At 72.7% G+C, this 17,834-nt stretch carries 18 protein-coding genes and 1 pseudogene; 13 read left to right on the top strand and 6 right to left on the bottom strand.

From position 1 onward, the window contains the following. Positions 1-4 precede the first annotated feature (4 nt). The 6 genes and pseudogenes from rimO to ABZU99_RS25980 form a co-directional block, all read left to right on the top strand. Positions 5-1,501: a 30S ribosomal protein S12 methylthiotransferase RimO gene (rimO, locus tag ABZU99_RS26005; RefSeq protein WP_356049690.1), complete on the top strand. Its 1,497-nt coding sequence runs from the start codon at positions 5-7 to the stop codon at positions 1,499-1,501. After that, positions 1,498-2,130 carry a CDP-diacylglycerol--glycerol-3-phosphate 3-phosphatidyltransferase gene (pgsA, locus tag ABZU99_RS26000; protein WP_355952687.1) on the top strand — a complete coding sequence of 211 codons (633 nt, stop codon included), beginning with the start codon at positions 1,498-1,500 and terminating at the stop codon, positions 2,128-2,130. The genes rimO and pgsA overlap by 4 nt, the downstream gene beginning before the upstream one ends. A gap of 71 nt (positions 2,131-2,201) precedes the next feature. Then, the gene (locus ABZU99_RS25995) at positions 2,202-2,693 is read left to right on the top strand and encodes a CinA family protein (protein ID WP_355952795.1); all 492 of its coding nucleotides are present in this window, start codon (positions 2,202-2,204) and stop codon (positions 2,691-2,693) included. A gap of 109 nt (positions 2,694-2,802) precedes the next feature. After that, on the top strand, positions 2,803-3,192 hold the full coding sequence (locus ABZU99_RS25990; protein ID WP_355952690.1) for a helix-turn-helix transcriptional regulator: 390 nt from the start codon (positions 2,803-2,805) through the stop codon (positions 3,190-3,192). Between the two features lie 147 nt (positions 3,193-3,339). Beyond that, the gene (locus ABZU99_RS25985; RefSeq protein ID WP_355952693.1) at positions 3,340-3,813 is read left to right on the top strand and encodes a DNA starvation/stationary phase protection protein; all 474 of its coding nucleotides are present in this window, start codon (positions 3,340-3,342) and stop codon (positions 3,811-3,813) included. A 151-nt stretch (positions 3,814-3,964) separates the two neighbouring features. After that, a pseudogene (locus tag ABZU99_RS25980) lies at positions 3,965-4,156 on the top strand (hypothetical protein); the annotation flags it as partial. Positions 4,157-4,238: 82 nt separating this feature from the next. On the opposite strand, the gene ABZU99_RS25975 reads toward ABZU99_RS25980, so the two are convergent. Both ABZU99_RS25975 and ABZU99_RS25970 read right to left on the bottom strand, forming a co-directional pair. Then, complete coding sequence (locus tag ABZU99_RS25975) at positions 4,239-5,036, bottom strand: DNA-formamidopyrimidine glycosylase family protein (RefSeq protein ID WP_355952696.1); 798 nt, start codon at positions 5,034-5,036, stop codon at positions 4,239-4,241. An 11-nt stretch (positions 5,037-5,047) separates the two neighbouring features. Then, the gene (locus ABZU99_RS25970; RefSeq protein WP_355952699.1) at positions 5,048-9,718 is read right to left on the bottom strand and encodes an ATP-dependent helicase; all 4,671 of its coding nucleotides are present in this window, start codon (positions 9,716-9,718) and stop codon (positions 5,048-5,050) included. 80 nt (positions 9,719-9,798) lie between these two features. Here ABZU99_RS25970 and ABZU99_RS25965 point away from each other — a divergent pair, with 80 nt between their 5' ends. Genes ABZU99_RS25965 through ABZU99_RS25955 form a run of 3 tightly spaced genes read left to right on the top strand, consistent with a single transcriptional unit; the run spans position 9,799 to position 11,706 of the window. Further along, entirely contained in the window at positions 9,799-10,650 is an 852-nt protein-coding gene (locus ABZU99_RS25965) for an AraC family transcriptional regulator (protein WP_356049693.1), read from the top strand. A gap of 25 nt (positions 10,651-10,675) precedes the next feature. After that, positions 10,676-11,407, top strand: coding sequence for an AzlC family ABC transporter permease (locus ABZU99_RS25960; protein WP_356049695.1), 732 nt, complete (start codon positions 10,676-10,678; stop codon positions 11,405-11,407). After that, complete coding sequence (locus ABZU99_RS25955; RefSeq protein WP_355952708.1) at positions 11,404-11,706, top strand: AzlD domain-containing protein; 303 nt, start codon at positions 11,404-11,406, stop codon at positions 11,704-11,706. The genes ABZU99_RS25960 and ABZU99_RS25955 overlap by 4 nt, the downstream gene beginning before the upstream one ends. A gap of 26 nt (positions 11,707-11,732) precedes the next feature. Here the strand turns inward: ABZU99_RS25955 and ABZU99_RS25950 are convergent, their stop codons facing one another. Next, positions 11,733-12,761 carry a hypothetical protein gene (locus tag ABZU99_RS25950; protein WP_356049697.1) on the bottom strand — a complete coding sequence of 343 codons (1,029 nt, stop codon included), beginning with the start codon at positions 12,759-12,761 and terminating at the stop codon, positions 11,733-11,735. Between the two features lie 78 nt (positions 12,762-12,839). Between ABZU99_RS25950 and ABZU99_RS25945 the strand changes: the two genes are divergently transcribed. From ABZU99_RS25945 to recX, 4 genes are all read left to right on the top strand, one after another. Next, positions 12,840-13,034, top strand: a complete 195-nt coding sequence (locus tag ABZU99_RS25945) for a DUF3046 domain-containing protein (protein WP_355952714.1) — start codon at positions 12,840-12,842, stop codon at positions 13,032-13,034. A 77-nt stretch (positions 13,035-13,111) separates the two neighbouring features. Beyond that, positions 13,112-14,317: an AI-2E family transporter gene (locus ABZU99_RS25940; RefSeq protein WP_356049699.1), complete on the top strand. Its 1,206-nt coding sequence runs from the start codon at positions 13,112-13,114 to the stop codon at positions 14,315-14,317. A 128-nt stretch (positions 14,318-14,445) separates the two neighbouring features. Beyond that, positions 14,446-15,585: a recombinase RecA gene (gene recA, locus ABZU99_RS25935; RefSeq protein WP_355952798.1), complete on the top strand. Its 1,140-nt coding sequence runs from the start codon at positions 14,446-14,448 to the stop codon at positions 15,583-15,585. A 3-nt stretch (positions 15,586-15,588) separates the two neighbouring features. Continuing rightward, positions 15,589-16,200, top strand: coding sequence for a recombination regulator RecX (recX, locus tag ABZU99_RS25930; RefSeq protein WP_355952719.1), 612 nt, complete (start codon positions 15,589-15,591; stop codon positions 16,198-16,200). A gap of 151 nt (positions 16,201-16,351) precedes the next feature. Here the strand turns inward: recX and ABZU99_RS25925 are convergent, their stop codons facing one another. The 3 genes from ABZU99_RS25925 to ABZU99_RS25915 all read right to left on the bottom strand — a co-directional run bounded on the left by ABZU99_RS25925 (position 16,352) and on the right by ABZU99_RS25915 (position 17,550). Beyond that, positions 16,352-16,804, bottom strand: coding sequence for a rhodanese-like domain-containing protein (locus ABZU99_RS25925; protein ID WP_355952722.1), 453 nt, complete (start codon positions 16,802-16,804; stop codon positions 16,352-16,354). A 4-nt stretch (positions 16,805-16,808) separates the two neighbouring features. Further along, positions 16,809-17,399, bottom strand: a complete 591-nt coding sequence (locus ABZU99_RS25920; protein ID WP_355952724.1) for a cysteine dioxygenase — start codon at positions 17,397-17,399, stop codon at positions 16,809-16,811. 61 nt (positions 17,400-17,460) lie between these two features. Further along, positions 17,461-17,550 (bottom strand): putative leader peptide, encoded by a 90-nt coding sequence (locus tag ABZU99_RS25915; protein WP_309471148.1) that lies wholly within the window; start codon positions 17,548-17,550, stop codon positions 17,461-17,463. Positions 17,551-17,834 lie beyond the last annotated feature (284 nt).

Genomic DNA, 17,834 nt, shown 5'->3' with positions numbered 1-17,834 from the left:
GTCCATGCCCGAACGCCGCACTGTCGCCCTTGTCACCCTTGGCTGCGCCCGTAACGAGGTGGACTCGGAGGAGCTCGCAGGCCGCTTGGCGGCGGACGGGTGGGAGCTCGTCGAGGAAGCCGCCGACGCGGACGTGGCCGTCGTCAACACCTGTGGCTTCGTCGAAGCCGCCAAGAAGGACTCGGTCGACGCCCTGCTGGAGGCGAACGACCTGAAGGACCACGGGCGCACCCAGGCCGTGGTGGCCGTCGGCTGCATGGCCGAGCGCTACGGCAAGGAGCTGGCGGAGGCGCTGCCCGAGGCCGACGGGGTGCTCGGCTTCGACGACTACGCCGATATCTCCGATCGGCTGCGGACCATCCTCTCCGGCGGCGTCCACGCCTCCCATACCCCGCGCGACCGCCGCAAGCTGCTGCCCATCAGCCCGGCCGAGCGGCAGGGCGCCTCGACCGTGGCGCTGCCCGGCCACGCCCAGGACACCCCGCCCGAGGATCTGCCCGCCGGTGTGGCCCCCGCCTCCGGGCCCCCGGCCCCGCTGCGCCGCAGACTGGGCAGCAGCCCGGTGGCCTCGGTGAAGCTGGCCTCCGGCTGCGACCGTCGGTGCTCGTTCTGCGCCATCCCGTCCTTCCGCGGCTCCTTCATCTCGCGCCGCCCCTCCGATGTGCTGGGCGAGACCCGCTGGCTGGCCGAGCAGGGTGTGAAGGAGATCATGCTGGTCTCCGAGAACAACACCTCGTACGGCAAGGACCTCGGGGACATCCGGCTGCTGGAGACGCTGCTGCCGGAGCTCGCCGCGGTGGACGGCATCGAGCGGATCAGGGTCAGCTATCTGCAGCCCGCCGAGATGCGCCCCGGGCTGATCGACGTGCTGACCTCGACCGAGAAGGTCGCACCGTACTTCGATCTGTCCTTCCAGCACTCGGCGCCGGGCGTGCTGCGGGCCATGCGGCGCTTCGGGGACACCGACCGGTTCCTCGAGCTGCTGGAGACGATCAGAGGCAAGGCGCCGCAGGCGGGCGCCCGGTCGAACTTCATCGTCGGCTTCCCGGGCGAGACCGAGGAGGACCTGGCCGAGCTGGAGCGCTTCATCACCGAGGCGCGCCTGGACGCGATCGGCGTCTTCGGGTACTCGGACGAGGACGGCACCGAGGCCGCCGGCTACGAGAACAAGGTCGACCCCGATGTGGTCGCCGAGCGCCTGGAGCACATCTCGCGCCTCGCTGAGGAGCTCACCGCCCAGCGGGCGGAGGAGCGGCTCGGCGAGATCGTCGAGGTGATGGTGGAGGAGATCGACGACACCGGGGCCGTCCTGGGCCGTGGCGCCCACCAGGCGCCGGAGACCGACGGCCAGACGCTGCTGAGCACCGACGGAACACCGGAGGTGGGCCGCATGGTCGAGGCGAAGGTGGTCGCGACGGAGGGAGTGGACCTCGTCGCGGAGCCGCTTGAGCCGCTGGAGCGGCAGGGCGGCGGCGGGTGTACCAAGGAGGCTTCCAGATGACCGGCGTCCCGGCCTCCGCCGCGGGAGGCCACCACCGTCCGGCCGCGGCCGTCCGGCCCGCCGGATTGTGGAACATCGCCAACATCCTCACCATGGTGCGACTGCTCCTCGTACCGGGGTTCGTGTTGTTGATGCTGCACAACGGCGGGTACGACCCGGCCTGGCGCGCCTTCGCGTGGGCCGCCTTCGCCATCGCCATGATCACCGATCTGTTCGACGGCCATCTGGCCCGCCGGTACAACCTGGTCACCGACTTCGGCAAGATCGCCGACCCGATCGCGGACAAGGCGATCATGGGTACGGCGCTGATCTGTCTGTCGGCCCTGTCCGATCTGCCCTGGTGGGTGACGGGCGTGATCCTCTTCCGTGAGCTCGGGATCACCCTGATGCGGTTCTGGGTGATCAGGATCGGTGTCATCCCGGCCAGCCGCGGGGGAAAGCTGAAGACTCTCGTCCAGGGCACGGCGGTCGGGATGTACATCCTGGCGCTCACCGGGCCGCTGGCCACGCTGCGGTTCTGGGTGATGGCCGTGGCCGTCGCGCTGACCGTCGTCACCGGTCTCGACTACGTCCGGCAGGCGCTCGTGCTGCGCCGGGCCGGCCGTGCGGCGGAGGAGGCCGCCCGGTGAGTGGCGGCGCGGCGGCGGGCGGCGGGACGGCCCCCGGCGCGACGGAGTCCGGCCGGGGCACGGCGGCCGAGGTGCTGGCGCTGCTGGAGCGGCGCGGGCAGACCGTGGCCGTGGCCGAGTCGCTCACCGGCGGTCTGGTGGCCGCGGCGCTGACCGCCGTGGACGGCGCGTCCCGCTCCTTCCGCGGCTCCGTGACCGCGTACGCCACCGAGCTCAAGCACCGGCTGCTGGGTGTGGACGCCGCCCTGCTGGCCGAGCGCGGGGCGGTCGATGCGGAGGTCGCCCGGCAGATGGCCCGGGGCGTACGGAGTGCGCTGGGCGCCGACTGGGGCGTGGCGACCACCGGTGTGGCCGGTCCCACACCGCAGGACGGCCGGCCCGTGGGCACCGTCCACGTGGCTGTCGCGGGGCCCTCGGACAGGGTGACCGGGGCCTCGCTCAGGTTCGAGGGAGATCGCGCCGGAATCCGTGCACAGAGCGTCCATGCCGCAGTCAAGCTGCTGCTCAGCGAATTGATCGCAACGGCGGGGGCACAGGATACGGAACAATACGGCGAGATTTGATGTTTGCAGCCCTGAGTGAACACGACATCGCTCCCCGCACGGGCGCAGCCGGAGGCGGTACGGTGGGGCGAGAAGGATCCGGATCCGAGGTCCGAGGAGGGAGCCAGCGATGATTCTGCTCCGTCGCCTGCTGGGTGACGTGCTGCGCCGGCAGCGCCAGCGTCAGGGCCGTACTCTGCGCGAGGTTTCCTCCTCCGCCCGAGTGTCGCTGGGCTATCTGTCAGAGGTCGAGCGAGGGCAGAAGGAAGCCTCATCCGAGCTGCTGTCGGCGATCTGCGACGCCCTGGAGGTACGGATGTCGCAGGTCATGCGCGAGGTCAGCGATGAGCTGTCGCTCGCGGAGCTGGCGGAGTCGGCCGCGGCGACCGAGAAGGTGCCCGCGCCGATGCGGCCTGTGCTCAATTCCGTCTCCGTGTCGTCCGTGACGGGCGTCCCGGAGGAGCGGGTGACCATCAAGGCGCCCAGCGGCGCAGAAGCCGTGGACGTGGTGGCGGCCTGAGAGCCTTCACGAACTCAGAAACCTCTGCGAGCCCCGGTCGGTGTCCATCCGACCGGGGCTCGATGTTTGTGCGGCCGCTTTCGGGTCACCCTGCCTGATGGAGAGAGGTAATCAAGGGGGGCCAAACGGTCGTATTGGAGGAAGTGGATGTCTGTGGTGAAGAGCCCGCTCGCGGAGGAGAACCTCAAGATCGTCAGCGATGCGCTGCAGGGCGCCCTCGTTGACCTCGTCGACCTCCACCTGGTTGGCAAGCAGATCCACTGGACGGTCGTCGGCACGCGTTTCCGCACGGTTCACCTGCAGCTCGACGAGGTCGTGGCGACCGCCAGGGAGCACGCCGACACGGTGGCGGAGAGGGCCTCGGCGATCGGAGTGGCTCCCGACGGCCGGGCCCAGACGGTCTCCGCGACCAGCGCGGTCGACACCGTCAAGGACGGCTGGACAGAGGACAAGGAAGCCGTACGGATTCTGGTGGACGCGCTCGGGGCCGTGATCACGCGGATGCGGGAGCGCATCGCCGCGACCGACGAGCCCGACCCGGTGACGCAGGACATCCTCATCGAGGTCACCCGGGATCTGGAGAAGCATCACTGGATGTTCCAGGCGGAGAACGGCGGCTGACAGGCGTCCCGGCGCTTCGCTCTGGGTGCGCCGCGCGGCCCGGCTGGGCAGACTGGTGGAGCGCGAGCGTCCGACACGCGCTGACGTGTCCTCCTGTGCGCCCTCCCGCCGCCTGCGAACAGGCGTCTAGCGTCGCCCGAAGGAGGCAGTCATGGCAGCCGTGGGAGGGACCGGCACCCGGGGCCGAAGGCCCATCCGATGGGTGTTGGCGCTCGCCCTCGGCAGTGTGTGGTGGTGGTCTGTCATACGGCTGGTGGTGCAGCCGGGGGAGACCGGTCCGGTTGAGGGGGCGTTAGCGGTGGGCGGCTGGGGGCTTAGCCTGCTGCCGGTCCACTGCGGCCCCTCGCCCCGGAGGCCCAGGACCGGCGGGCCCGGAAGCGGTGGCCCGCCGATATGCGGTGGTACGCCCGGAGACGCCGAGAGGATCACCGCTGGGGCGGCTCCGGCTGACAGCTCGGGCACCAGAAGGTCGTCCGCTCCTGGCCCGCACGCCCCTGATCGGCGACGCGCACCGGTGTACGGCAGCGTGGACAGGGGCGCCCCGGGCGCCCGTACACCCACAGCCGGTGGCCGGGGCGCGATTGGCCTGTGGTGACGCGGCCGGGCCCCTTCCGGTTGGCCTCCAGGAGCTCCTTGGCGAGGGTCACCAGGCGCTCGGGGGAGGGGACCTGGCCGATCGGCAGCCAGGGGGAGAGGCGCAGCACGAAGCACATCTCGGACTTGAAGACATTGCCGATCCCCGCGAGGTTGCGCTGATCCAGCAGCGCTTCGCCCAGCGTCCGGGACGGATCGGCGAGCAGCCGGCGCAATGCCTCGTCCGGATCCCAGTCGGGGCCGAGCAGATCGGGGCCGAGATGGCCGACCACCCGGTCCTCGTCGGTGGTACGGAGCAGCTCGAGGACGGGGAGGCGGTAGCCGACGGCGGTCCGCTCGGCGGTGGCGAGGATGGCACGGATCTGGTGGCGGGGGCCGCCGCGCCAGCGCTCGCCGGGGCCGTACACCTGCCAGGCGCCGTCCATCCGCAGATGGGAGTGGAGGGTCAGCCCGCCCTCCACGCGGGTCAGCAGATGCTTGCCGCGCGAGACGACCTCGATGACCCGGCGGCCGGTGAGATCGGCGGTCGCCAACCGGGGAACGCGCAGATCACAGCCGGTGAGCAGCGAGCCCGCGAGGGCCCCGTGCAGGCGCTGGGCCGCCTGCCAGACGGTGTCTCCTTCGGGCATACCGGGCCCTTTCAGGGACGTAGGCGGAAGCCGCGGGGCGTGGGATGGAAGCCCGCGGCCTCCAGGATGCGGCCGACCGGCGAGGAGAGCGCCTGGGCGCCATTGACCCGTTCGACGGTGATCGAGCCCAGGGCGCCCGCACGGGCGGACCGGGCCAGCGCCTCGACCGCGGCCCGGAGCCTGTCGTCGTCCTCCGGGGAGGCGGCCTCCGCCTCGCCCGCGGGCCAGGCGAGCAGGGTCTTGCCGCCGCGCTCCATATACAGGGCGAGCTCCCCGTCGACCAGCACCACCAGCGCCCCCGCCTTGCGCCCCGGCCGGTGGCTCGCGTCCGCGGGCGGATCGGGCCAGGGGAGGGCCGCGCCATAGGCATTGGCGGGGTCGGCCGCGGCGAGGACCACGATGCGCTGCGACGCGCCCCCGGGCTGACCGTCGAAGCCGGCGGGGGCCGCCGCGCGGTCGCGGGCGGTGCTGACCGCGCGCAGCCGGTCGACCGCGCCGTCCATCGCGAACTGTGCCGCGCCCAGCCCCTCGATCACATAGCCGCGGCGCGCCTGGCCGGTCTCCTCGAACGCGGACAGCACCCGGTAGGCGGCGGAGAAGCCGCCCTCGACCCCCTCGGCGGCGACCGCCCCGCGGGTGACCACACCGTGCCGGTCCAAAAGGGTGTGCGCCAGGGCGTGCGCACGGTGGGTGGGCTCGGGCTCGCGCTCCGGCAGCAGGGACCAGCGCCCGGCGACGGTGGGCGGCCCGCCGCGCGAGGCGGTGGGACGGGCGGCCCGGCCCGAGAGCCCGCCGTAGCGCCCCCGGGGGACCGTGCGCTTGGCGCGGTGGGCGGTGGAGCCCGCAGTACGGCCGGAGCCCAGCAGGGAGCGCAGCGGCGCGAGGGTGTCGCCGGTGACCCGGCCGGACCAGGCCAGGTCCCACAGGGCCTCCGCGAGCTGGGGGTCCTGGAACTCGTGCCCGGCGGCGCGGACCTGGTCGGCGATCTGGCGGAAGAACAGGCCGTAGCCGCCGGCCAGGGCGTCGAGCACCGCCTGGTGGAGGGGGCTCATCTCCAGCGGATGCGGCGTGTGCAGCAGCAGCGGCGCGTTCTCGGCGAGATGGAGGGTCACCCAGCCGTCCTTGCCGGGCAGCGCCCCCGCCCCGGCCCAGACGACCTCCCCGGCGGCGGTGAGCTCGTCCAGCATTGTCGGGGTGTAGTCGCTGACCCGGGAGGGCAGGACCAGCTTCTCCAGGGCGGACGCGGGGACCGGCGCGCCCTGGAGCTGCTCGATCGCGCGCACCAGCCCATCGATGCCGCGCAGGCTGTGGGTGCCCAGATGCTGCCACTGGGGAAGGAAGGCGGCGAGCGCCGAGGGCGGCACGGGCTCCAGCTCATGGCGCAGGGCGGCCAGCGAACGGCGCCGCAGCCGCCGCAGTACGGCCGCGTCGCACCACTCCTGGCCGATGCCGGCGGGATGGAACTCACCCTGGACGACCCGGCCGCTCGCGGCGAGGCGGTGCAGCGCACCGTCGGTGACGGCCGCACCGAGGCCGAAGCGGGCCGCGGCCTGGGCGGAGGTGAACGGGCCGTGGGTACGGGCGTAGCGGGACAGCAGATCGCCGAGAGGATCCTTGACCGGTTCGGTGAACGCCTCGGGGACGCCGACGGGCAGCGCCGTGCCGAGCGCGTCACGCAGCCGCCCCGCGTCCTCGATGGCCGCCCAGTGGTCCTCGCCGGCGATCCGGACCCGGATGGCGCGCCTGGCCCGCGCCAGCTCCTCCGCCCACGCCGGCTCGGCGCCGCGCTCGATGAGCTCGGCGTCGGTCAGCGGGCCCAGCAGCCGCAGGACGTCCGCGACGCCCTCGGCGTCCTTGACCCGGCGGTCCTCGCTGAGCCACCGCAGCTCGCGCTCCAGCTCGGCCAGGACCTCGGCGTCGAGCAGCTCGCGCAGCTCGGCCTGGCCCAGCAGCTCGGCCAGCAGCCGCGAGTCCAGGGAGAGGGCGGCGGCGCGGCGCTCGGCGAGGGGGGAGTCGCCCTCGTACAGGAACTGGGCCACATAGCCGAAGAGCAGCGAGCGGGCGAACGGGGACGGCTCGGGGGTGGTCACCTCCACCAGCCGGACCCGGCGGGCCTCGATGTCCCCCATCAGCTCGGTGAGGCCCGGCACGTCGAAGACGTCCTGGAGGCATTCGCGGACGGCCTCGAGGACGATCGGGAAGGACCCGAACTCGCTGGCCACCTGGAGGAGCTGCGCGGCCCGCTGACGCTGCTGCCACAGCGGGGTGCGCCTGCCGGGGTCGCGGCGGGGCAGCAGCAGGGCGCGGGCGGCGCATTCGCGGAACCGGGAGGCGAACAGGGCGGAGCCCCCGACCTGGTCGGTGACGATCTGCCCGACCTCGCCCTTCTCGAAGGCGACGTCGGCCGCGCCGACGGGCGACTGCTCGGTGTCGTACGCCGTGCTCTGGCGCAGCGGGTCCGTGTCGAGGAGGTCGAGGCCCATCATGTCGGCGTCGGGCAGCCGCAGCACGATGCCGTCGTCGGCGTGCATGACCTGGGCGTCGATGCCGTACCGCTCGGACAGCCGCGCCCCCAGCGCGAGTGCCCAGGGGGCGTGCACCTGGGCGCCGAAGGGGGAGTGGACCACCACGCGCCAGTCGCCCAGCTCGTCGCGGAACCGCTCCACGACGAGGGTGCGGTCGTCCGGCACATGGCCGCAGGCGCGCCGCTGCTCGTCGAGGTAGGCGATGACATTGTCGGCGGCCCAGGCGTCGAGACCGGCGGCCAGCAGCCGCAGCCGGGCGTCGTCGGGAGCCAGCGCCCCGACCTCCCGCAGGAACGCGCCCAGCGCCCGGCCCAGCTCCAGGGGGCGGCCCAGCTGGTCGCCCTTCCAGAAGGGCAGCCGGCCGGGGACGCCGGGGGCGGGGGACACCAGGACCCGGTCGCGGGTGATGTCCTCGATCCGCCAGGAAGTGGTGCCAAGGGTGAACACATCGCCCACCCGCGACTCGTAGACCATCTCCTCGTCGAGCTCGCCGACCCGGCCGCCGCCCTTCTTGGGGTCCGCGCCGGCCAGGAAGACGCCGAACAGACCGCGGTCGGGGATGGTGCCGCCGGAGGTCACCGCGAGCCGCTGTGCACCTGGGCGCCCGGTCACCGTATTGGCGACCCGGTCCCACACCAGACGCGGCCGCAGCTCGGCGAAGGCGTCGGAGGGGTAGCGGCCCGCGAGCATGTCCAGGACCGAGGTGTACGCCGACTCGGGCAGCGAGGCGAAGGGCGCGGCGCGGCGGACCAGCGCCAGCAGCTCGTCCACGTCCCAGGTGTCCATGGCCGTCATGGCGGTGAGCTGCTGGGCGAGCACGTCCAGGGGGTTGGCCGGCACCCGCAGCGACTCGATGGCGCCCTGGCGCATCCGCTCGGTGACCACCGCCGCCTGCACGAGGTCGCCGCGGTACTTCGGGAAGACCACGCCGGTGGAGACCGCCCCCACCTGGTGGCCGGCCCGGCCCACCCGCTGCAGACCGGAGGCCACCGACGGCGGCGACTCGACCTGGACGACCAGGTCCACCGCGCCCATGTCGATGCCGAGCTCCAGGCTGGAGGTGGCGACCACGGCGGGCAGCCGCCCGGCCTTCAGGTCCTCCTCGACCAGGGCCCGCTGCTCCTTGGACACCGAGCCGTGGTGCGCGCGGGCCAGCAGCGAGGGCGCGCCTGAGGCCCCTCCCGACCCTCCCATCAGCTCGGCGGGGGAGTGGTCCTCGGGGAGCGCCTCCCCGGTGGCCCGCTCATAGGCGATCTCGTTGAGCCGGTTGCACAGCCGCTCGGCCAGGCGGCGGGAGTTCGCGAAGACGATCGTGGAGCGGTGGGCCTGGACGAGATCGGCGATCCGCTCCTCCACATGGGGCCAGATGGACGGCCGCTCACCCTTCTCCCCGTCCTGGACGGGGGAGCCGCCCAGCTCGCCCAGGTCCTCCACGGGGACGACCACCGACAGGTCGAACTCCTTGCCCGAGGGCGGCTGGACGATCTCGGCCTTCCGCCGCGGCGACAGAAAGCGGGCCACCTCGTCCACCGGCCGCACGGTCGCGGACAGCCCGATCCGCCGGGCGGGGCGCTCCAGCAGCTCGTCGAGCCGCTCCAGGGACAGCGCGAGATGGGCGCCGCGCTTGGTCCCGGCGACGGCGTGCACTTCGTCCAGGATCACCGTCTCCACGCCGCGCAGCGCCTCCCGGGTGGCTGAGGTGAGCATCAGGAACAGCGACTCGGGGGTGGTGATGAGGATGTCGGGCGGCCGGTTGGCCAGGGCGCGGCGCTCGGCGGCGGGGGTGTCACCGGACCGGATGCCCACCCTGATCTCCGGCTCGGGCAAGCCCAGCCGCACGGCCTCCTGGCGGATACCGGTGAGCGGGCTGCGGAGATTGCGCTCGACGTCCACCGCCAGGGCCTTGAGCGGAGAGACGTACAGCACCCGGCAGCGCTTCTTGGGGTCGGCGGGCGGCGGCTCGGCGGCCAGCTGGTCCAGGGCTGCCAGGAAGGCGGCCAGGGTCTTGCCCGAGCCGGTCGGCGCGACGGCCAGCACGTCCGACCCCTCGCCGATCGCCCGCCACGTACCCTCCTGCGCGGCCGTGGGCGCGCTGAAGGCGCCCGTGAACCACCCGCGGGTGGCCGGGGAGAAACCGTCGAGTGCCGAACCTGCCATGCCCTCCATCGTGCACCTGACCACTGACAATGGGCGGAGCCGCAGGTCAGAGGGGTCTGGACGGGGCGCACAATGGTGTCATGGACAACGGGGAACGGGCGCGGCACTGGCGGTACCCGCAGTTGCCGGGCGTGGACTTGCTGCGTGCCCGCTACATTCGCAAGACCTTCGTCCGGCACACCCATGAGACCTTTGTGATCGCGGCGATCACCGCGGGTGTGGAGGAGTTCCATCACCGCGGCGACGTCGAGCGGGCAGGGCCCGGCGGGCTCGCGCTCATCAACCCGGACACCCCGCACACCGGGCGGGCCGGAGTGCCCGAGGGGTGGACGTACAGCGCGCTGTATCCGGCAGCGGAGCTGGTCGCCGACATCGCGGCCGAGACGACCACGATCCGCGGCACCGCCGGATTCCGGGCCCCCGTCGTCGACGATCCGCAGGCCGTCCGGCTCGTCACCGAGGTGCACCGGGCCGCCGAGGAAGGCGATGCGCTCGCCGCCGACAGTCTGCTGCGCATCGCCGTCGCCCGTCTCCTGCGCGACCATGGCGGCCCGCTCCCCGCGCGCACGGCGCACAGCGCGGGCACGCGGATGGCCGTGCGCGCCCGCGCCATCCTCGAGGAGCGCATGACGGACCCGCCGTCCCTGGAACGGCTGGCGGCCGAGCTGGGCACCGGCCCCTTCGCCCTGCTGCGCGCCTTCCGCGCCGCCTACGGGATGCCGCCGCACACCTGGCTCACCGACGCCCGGGTCCGCCGGGCCCGGCACCTCCTGGACGCCGGGGCAGCGACCGCCGAGGCGGCCGTGGCCGTCGGCTTCACCGACCAGTCGCATCTGACCCGCCACTTCACCCGCATCGTCGGAGTGCCACCGGGCGCCTACCGACGGGAGCGCGCAAGAACGTACAAGACCGCTCCCGACCTGCTCTCCTAGCGTGTGCAATGTGGCAGAACACGATGTGGCAGATCAGATTCACATACGAAGCGGCCCCGCTGCGCCCCCGGCGGACTCGACCGTCGTACGCGACGCCCTGGGCGTCGGCATCGCCGTGGGGCTCTCCGGCTTCGCCTTCGGGGTGACCTCGGCGGGCGCCGGGCTCGGCCTGCTGCAGACCTGCGCGCTCAGCCTGCTCGTCTTCACCGGGGCGTCGCAGTTCGCCCTCGTCGGTGCGCTGGCCGCGGGCGGCAATCCGTACACGGCCGCGGCCGGGGCGTTCTTCCTCGGGGTGCGCAACGCCTTCTACGGGCTGCGGCTGTCCGGCCTCCTGGATCTGCGCCGGGCGGTGCGCCCCCTGGCCGCCCACTGGGTCATCGACGAGACCTCGGCTGTCGCTCTCGCCCAGCCCGACCGGCGCACGGCGCGGCTCGGCTTCACCGTCACCGGGCTGACCCTGTACGTCCTGTGGAACCTCACCACGCTGGTCGGCGCCCTCGGGGCGTCGGCGCTCGGCGACACCGACGCCTGGGGCCTGGACGCCGCCGGGCCCGCCGTCTTCCTCGCCCTGCTGGCCCCCATGCTCAGCGGCACGGTCGAACGGGCCGTGGCCGGGCTCGGCGTCCTGCTCGTGCTCCTCTGCCAGCCGGTGCTGCCCGCCGGGGTCCCGGTCCTGGTGGCGGCGCTCGCCGCCCCCGCCGTCCTGATGGTGCGGGGGCGACTGGCGCGCGACGCGGAGCCGGGGGACGCCCGATGACCACCTGGATCGCCATCGGCATCACCGCGGCGGGCTGCTACCTCGTCAAGCTGCTGGGCCTCTCGGTGCCCGCGGGCGCCCTGGAGCGCCCGCTCGTCAGACGTCTGGCCGCGCTGCTCCCCGTGGCCCTGCTGGCCGCCCTCACCGCCCAGCAGACCTTCAGCGACGGCCATCATCTGGTCCTGGACGCACGGGCGGCCGGGCTCGGGGCGGCGGCGCTCGCCCTGGTGCTGCGCGCTCCCTTCCTGGTGGTGGTCGCCGTGGCCGTCGTCGTCACCGCCGCCGTCCGGGCCCTGTGATCCGCCCGGACGGCGGGGTGCGGCCCTCAGACCACCCGGCCGTACGCCCGTAGCGTCAGCAGGGCCTCCACCGTGACCACCGGCCGCCACTCCAGCGCCGTCGCCGGGGTCCAGGGCCGCCGGCGCACGGGCCAGCCGCCGTCCTCCCGCTGCGCGGCCGCCAGGAAGTCCAGCGACCGTTCCACCTCGGCGTCGGTGAACCAGCGGCGGGCGAGCGAGCCGGGCGTAGGGGCGACATCGTGCGCATAGGTGTACTCACCGGGGCCGTGCCCCGGCGGCAGCGGGCAGGCGGCTGTGTTCCCGGTGTTCCCGGTGTTTTCGGTGTCCTTGGTGTCCTTGGTGTCCTTGGGGTCCAGCACCACCAGCCGCTGCTCGCGCACCCGGCGGCCGAGCCGCTCGGCCGACGCCTCGGCGCGCGTGCGGTCCGGCGCGCCGTCCAGGAAGGCGACGGCCGCCGCCACCTCGGACGCATGCGCCGGAGCGCCCTCCTCCAGCGCCGCGACAGCCGTCCAGCAGAAGTCCGTGGCCCGGAACAGCCAGGCGTGCCACACCTCGTTGCGGTGCAGCAGCCCCACCACTGGCCCGGTGGTCAGCAGAGCGCTCGGCGGATCGTCCGCCAGCGGGATCCAGGGAGCCACCGGATAGCCGCGCGACGAGGGGTGGCACGCGGGCAGCGCGCCGTCCGGGGTGGAGACGGCCGTCAGATAGCGGCACAGCCGCTCCACCCGCTGCCCGCCGCAGCGCCGGATCCCGTCGAGCACCCGTAAGGCGTGCGCGGCGTGCAGCGGCTGGCTCACCGGGCCGCGCAGATCCGGCTCCAGCGCGTGGCCGTAGCCCCCGTCGGGGCCCAGGTACGCGGCCAGCGCGGTCTCCACCGCCTCGGCGCCGGCGCCCCGGAAGTGATAGGCGAATCTGCGCTGCTCCAGCACCCGGGCGGTCAGCCAGACGAACCGCTCGGCGCGGGACAGCAGGGAATTCGACGACGAGGCGGCCGAGGCGGCCGAGGCGACCGGGGGCGACGACGGCGAGGAGGGGAGGCTTGCGGATCGATCCATGGACAGACCGTAGGCCGGAAAACACCGCCGGTAGGGGCCTCACGCCCCGGTGCACCCCGGGAGCGCGATACTGGTCACATGCGGTTGACGGACTTCTGGCAACGGATGGCGGACCATTTCGGCGACACCTACGCCGACTCCTTCGCGCGTGATCATGTGATGTCCCAACTCGGCGGCCGGACCGTGCACGAGGCGCTCGAGGCCGGCTGGGACACCAAGGACGTCTGGCGCCAGGTGTGCGCCGCGATGGAGATCCCGGAAAGCAAGCGCTGAGCGGTCCGCGACCGCCCGAGCGACCGGGATCCAGGGGTGGCCGGATTTCCCCGGCCGATGTACGCCACACTTGCCCCGTGGCCCCGACCGAAGAGACGCTCTCGCCCGACGCCGACGACACCCCGACCGCTGGTCGGGCCTCCGCGGCTCCTCAGGATCCACCCGCGCGCATGCCGCGCTGGCTGCCGCGCGCCATGGTGCTCGCGCTTGCGCTGGTCGCCTGTTACCGGCTGGCCACCTGGGCCTTCGACCAGCTGACAGGGCTGCTGCTGAACATCCTGATCGCGTTCTTCCTGGCACTCGCCGTAGAGCCCGCCGTGGACCGGATGGCCGCGCGCGGTATGCGCCGGGGGCTCGCCACGGGGCTGGTCTTCCTCGGCATCCTCGTCGGCGCCGCGGGCTTCTTCACCCTGCTCGGCTCGATGCTCGCCGACCAGATCACGACCATGGTCGAGGACTTCCCCCAGTACCTCGACAAGGTGGTCAGCTGGATCAACGAGACGTTCCATACGCATCTGTCGCGTCTGGAGATCCAGGACAGCCTGCTGCACTCCGACTGGCTCCAGAGCTACGTCAAGAACAGCGCGGACAATGTGCTGGACATCTCCACACAGGTGCTCGGCGGGCTGTTCAAGGTCCTCACGGTGGCCCTGTTCGCCTTCTACTTCGCCGCCGACGGCCCCCGGCTGCGCCGCGCCCTGTGCTCCGTACTGCCGCCGACCCGGCAGGTCGAGGTGTTGCGCGCCTGGGAGATCGCGGTCGCCAAGACCGGCGGCTACATCTACTCACGCGGGCTGATGGCGCTGATCTCCGGGGTCGCCCACTACATCCTGCTGGAGAGCCTGGGCGTGCCCTACGCGCCGGCGCTCGCCGTCTGGGTGGGGATGATCTCGCAGTTCATCCCGACCATCGGCACCTATCTGGCGGGTGCCCTGCCGATGCTGATCGCGTTCACCGTGAACCCCTGGTACGCGGTGTGGGTGCTGGGCTTCGTCGTGATCTACCAGCAGTTCGAGAACTATCTGCTGCAGCCGAGGATCACCTCGAGGACGGTGGACATCCATCCGGCCGTCTCCTTCGGATCGGTGATAGCGGGCACCGCGCTGCTCGGCGCGGTGGGCGCGCTGATCGCCATCCCGGCCACCGCGACCCTGCAGGCGTTCCTCGGTGCGTACATCAAGCGCTACGACGTCACGGACGATCCGCGGGTGCACGGGCGGGCACGGCGGCGCGGGGCGTCGGCACTCGCGCGGATGCGGAACGCGCTGTCGCGGCGTAGTTGACACAAAAATCGAACATCCATTCTCATGGAGGTCCGGCCGGGTTATCCACAGGCCGAGGACGTTCGGGCCGCTTGTCAGTGGCAGGCGCTAGCGTCGTGGACGTGAAGCGATCGACTCAAGCAAACCGGGTGGAGCCCATGGCAGGAAACGACCGCGAGAAGGCGCTCGACGCCGCGCTCGCGCAGATTGAACGGCAATTCGGCAAGGGCGCCGTGATGCGCATGGGCGACCGGCCGAACGAGCCCATCGAGGTCATCCCCACCGGGTCGACCGCTCTCGACGTCGCCCTCGGCGTGGGCGGTCTGCCCCGCGGCCGGGTGGTGGAGGTCTACGGTCCGGAGTCCTCCGGTAAGACGACCCTGACCCTGCACGCGGTGGCCAACGCCCAGCGGGCGGGTGGCACGGTCGCCTTCGTGGACGCGGAGCATGCCCTCGACCCCGACTACGCGCAGAAGCTGGGCGTGGACACCGACTCGCTGATCCTGTCCCAGCCGGACAACGGCGAGCAGGCGCTCGAAATCGTGGACATGCTGGTCCGCTCCGGCGCCCTCGACCTCATTGTGATCGACTCCGTCGCCGCCCTGGTGCCGCGAGCGGAGATCGAGGGTGAGATGGGCGACTCCCACGTCGGTCTCCAGGCCCGGCTGATGAGCCAGGCGCTCCGCAAGATCACCAGCGCGCTCAACCAGTCCAAGACCACCGCGATCTTCATCAACCAGCTGCGCGAGAAGATCGGTGTCATGTTCGGCTCCCCGGAGACGACGACCGGTGGCCGGGCGCTGAAGTTCTACGCCTCGGTCCGCATCGACATTCGTCGCATCGAGACCCTCAAGGACGGCACCGACGCGGTCGGCAACCGCACCCGCTGCAAGGTCGTCAAGAACAAGGTCGCGCCACCCTTCAAGCAGGCCGAGTTCGACATCCTCTACGGCCACGGCATCAGCCGCGAGGGCGGTCTGATCGACATGGGCGTCGAGCACGGCTTCATCCGCAAGTCCGGCGCCTGGTACACCTACGAGGGCGACCAGCTGGGGCAGGGCAAGGAGAACGCCCGCAACTTCCTCAAGGACAACCCCGATCTGGCGGATGAGATCGAGAAGAAGATCAAGGAAAAGCTCGGCATCGGCGTCAAGCCCGAGGCCCCGGCCGAGCCCGGCGCGGACGCGGCGGGTGCCGCGGACGTGGCCGCCGTACCGGTGAAGGCCGCGCCCGCCCTGGCGGCCAAGTCCGGGGCGAAGGTGGCCAAGACCGCCGCGGCCAAGAGCTGATCCATGACACGGCGGACCGACTGGCCGGACGGTGCGGGCCGTCCGGAGCGCCCGGACCGTCCGGACGGCGGCACCCCCTCCTTGTCGAGGGCCGAGCAGGGGTCGCCGCTCGGCCCGGAGGAGCAGGCGCGGGCCATCTGCCTGCGCCTGCTCACCGGGACCCCGCGCACCCGTAAGCAGCTCGCGGACGCGCTGCGGACCCGGGGCATCCCCGATGACGCGGCGCAGGAGGTGCTGTCCCGGTTCGAAGACGTCGGGCTGATCGACGACGCGGCGTTCGCCGGCGCCTGGGTGGAGTCCCGGCATCACAGCCGGGGGCTCGCCCGCCGGGCCCTCGCCCGTGAGCTGCGGACCAAGGGGGTCGACTCCGTGCTGATCGACGACGCCATGGGGCAGCTCGACGCCGATCAGGAGGAGCGGACAGCCCGGGAGCTGGTCGAGCGCAAGCTCCGGGCGACCCGCGGCCTCGACCGGGAGAAGAGGCTTCGCCGCCTCGCCGGAATGCTGGCCCGCAAGGGCTACTCCGAGGGTCTGGCGCTGCGGGTGGTGCGCCGCGCCCTGGAGGAGGAGGGGGAGGATCCGGAGCTGCTGGAGCACCATCTGCCCGACGTCTGAGCGGTGGCCCGCGTGGCCTCAGGCTCTCCGGAGCCGCCGCCGGCGAGGGTGCTGCGGATCAATACCCCTGGGCACACCGGCGGTACGCCTGGGCACACCGGCGGTCGCAGCCGTCACGAGTGACGGCGCTGCCCGTGCGGGGCCCCGGCAGTCACGACGGTCGGTCGGCTCTCGCGTCGGGTGACCAGGTGGGGCGATCCCCGAAATGCGCCGCAGGCCAACGCACCGGCAGGCCCACAGCGCGCCAGGCCTGGAAGCCGCCGACCAGGTCGGTCGCGCGGGCCAGGCCCAGCTGTCGCAACGAGACCGCGGCGAAGCTCGACGCGTACCCCTCGTTGCACACCACGACGACCCGCAGATCGTGGTGGGTCGCCTCGGGCAGCCGGTGGTCGCACTGTGGATCGAGCCGCCACTCCAGCTCGTTCCGCTCCACGATCAGCGCCCCCGGGATCGTGCCGTCGCGATCCCGCAGCGCCGCGTACCGGATGTCCACCAGCAGCCCGCCCGCGGCCTGCGCCGCCGCGGCATCGAGAGGGCCGAGCCGGTCGAGACCCTCGCGGGCCTCGGCCAGCAGCTCGTCCACGCTCCGCTTGGTCACACTCATCTCGTTATCCCCACTCCTCGGGCCGCTCGACCTGCTCCAGCCGCAAGACCTGACCGGTGCGGCTGTAACGCCTCATCAGCGGCAGCGGCGGGTAGTAGGCGTGCACGGACACCGCATGCCGGGTGGGCGACGGATTGATCACCTCATGGACATGATGCGGCCCAAACGCCCGGCCCTGCCCGGTGGGCAGCCGTCGGTCGCGGTCCACGTCATCGGCCAGTTCAAGGGTTTTCCAGCCATCGGTGGGCAGCCGCGCGGCGAGTGACTGCTCGTTCAGCTCACCGGCCGCCGTGACGAAGGCACCATGCGAGCCGCCGTGGTCGTGCCAGCCGGTGCCGGTGCCCGGGGGCCATCCGATCAGCCAAGCCTCGCTGCCGCCCGGACCCTCCAGCCGCAGCCAGGTGCGGCCCTCGGGATCGAGCGGAAGCGAGGCGACGAGCGTGGTGTCGGCGGCGGCGCCGCGGGCGAAGTCGAGCAGCTCGTCGGCGCTGGGCGGAGCGGCGCCGGCCGCGGCGGCGACGCCGGAAGCGGGGCGCGCTGCGGCGTCCGCGGAAGAGCGCGGGGAAGCAGAGGAGGAAGTGCGTACGTCGGGCACGAAGACCGTCCTGAATGATCGCGAAAGAGGCGCGGCCGGGCCGCGCGGGAGTAAAGGCGGATCAACAGGACGGACGACACACACAGCCCGCGTAGCGGACGAGGTCCAGATGGACCCTCCGCCAGAAGCGCGGCAGGCAGGTGTCAGTCACGCTCCGCAGTGAAGCATGCGCCCGAACAGATGGTCAACCTCATCCAGCCCCCGCATGTGCCGGATCTGACGCCGCTCATCGACAAGCGCCCCGACGCCATCCAGCCCCCGCGCGCATGTGCCGGATCCCGCGCCGCGTCGGCCGCACCGCCGTGCCGCGTCCCCCGCGTACCGGCGTGCCGTCGCCTCCGCGTCCCTCGACGGCGTACCCCGCGTGGCGTCCCCGCCCCGTGCCGCGTCGCCCGGGGTACCGGCGTGCCGTGGCCTCTCCGCCCCGTGCCGCGT

It is taken from the genome of Streptomyces sp. NPDC005266, from assembly GCF_040607655.1.
GTDB lineage: Bacteria > Actinomycetota > Actinomycetes > Streptomycetales > Streptomycetaceae > Streptomyces.
The sequence above is the reverse complement of the archived record's forward strand: the minus strand, read 5'-3'. Positions and strand labels throughout refer to the sequence as shown.

Coding starts and splice junctions, on each gene's coding strand:
- ABZU99_RS25965 (WP_356049693.1), top strand. CDS start 9,799: ATGGACAACGGGGAACGGGCGCGGCACTGGCGGTACCCGCAGTTGCCG.
- rimO (WP_356049690.1), top strand. CDS start 5: ATGCCCGAACGCCGCACTGTCGCCCTTGTCACCCTTGGCTGCGCCCGT.
- ABZU99_RS25990 (WP_355952690.1), top strand. CDS start 2,803: ATGATTCTGCTCCGTCGCCTGCTGGGTGACGTGCTGCGCCGGCAGCGC.
- ABZU99_RS25955 (WP_355952708.1), top strand. CDS start 11,404: ATGACCACCTGGATCGCCATCGGCATCACCGCGGCGGGCTGCTACCTC.
- recX (WP_355952719.1), top strand. CDS start 15,589: ATGACACGGCGGACCGACTGGCCGGACGGTGCGGGCCGTCCGGAGCGC.
- ABZU99_RS25985 (WP_355952693.1), top strand. CDS start 3,340: ATGTCTGTGGTGAAGAGCCCGCTCGCGGAGGAGAACCTCAAGATCGTC.
- ABZU99_RS25945 (WP_355952714.1), top strand. CDS start 12,840: ATGCGGTTGACGGACTTCTGGCAACGGATGGCGGACCATTTCGGCGAC.
- ABZU99_RS25970 (WP_355952699.1), bottom strand. CDS start 9,718: ATGGCAGGTTCGGCACTCGACGGTTTCTCCCCGGCCACCCGCGGGTGG.
- ABZU99_RS25950 (WP_356049697.1), bottom strand. CDS start 12,761: ATGGATCGATCCGCAAGCCTCCCCTCCTCGCCGTCGTCGCCCCCGGTC.
- ABZU99_RS25925 (WP_355952722.1), bottom strand. CDS start 16,804: ATGAGTGTGACCAAGCGGAGCGTGGACGAGCTGCTGGCCGAGGCCCGC.
- pgsA (WP_355952687.1), top strand. CDS start 1,498: ATGACCGGCGTCCCGGCCTCCGCCGCGGGAGGCCACCACCGTCCGGCC.
- ABZU99_RS25975 (WP_355952696.1), bottom strand. CDS start 5,036: ATGCCCGAAGGAGACACCGTCTGGCAGGCGGCCCAGCGCCTGCACGGG.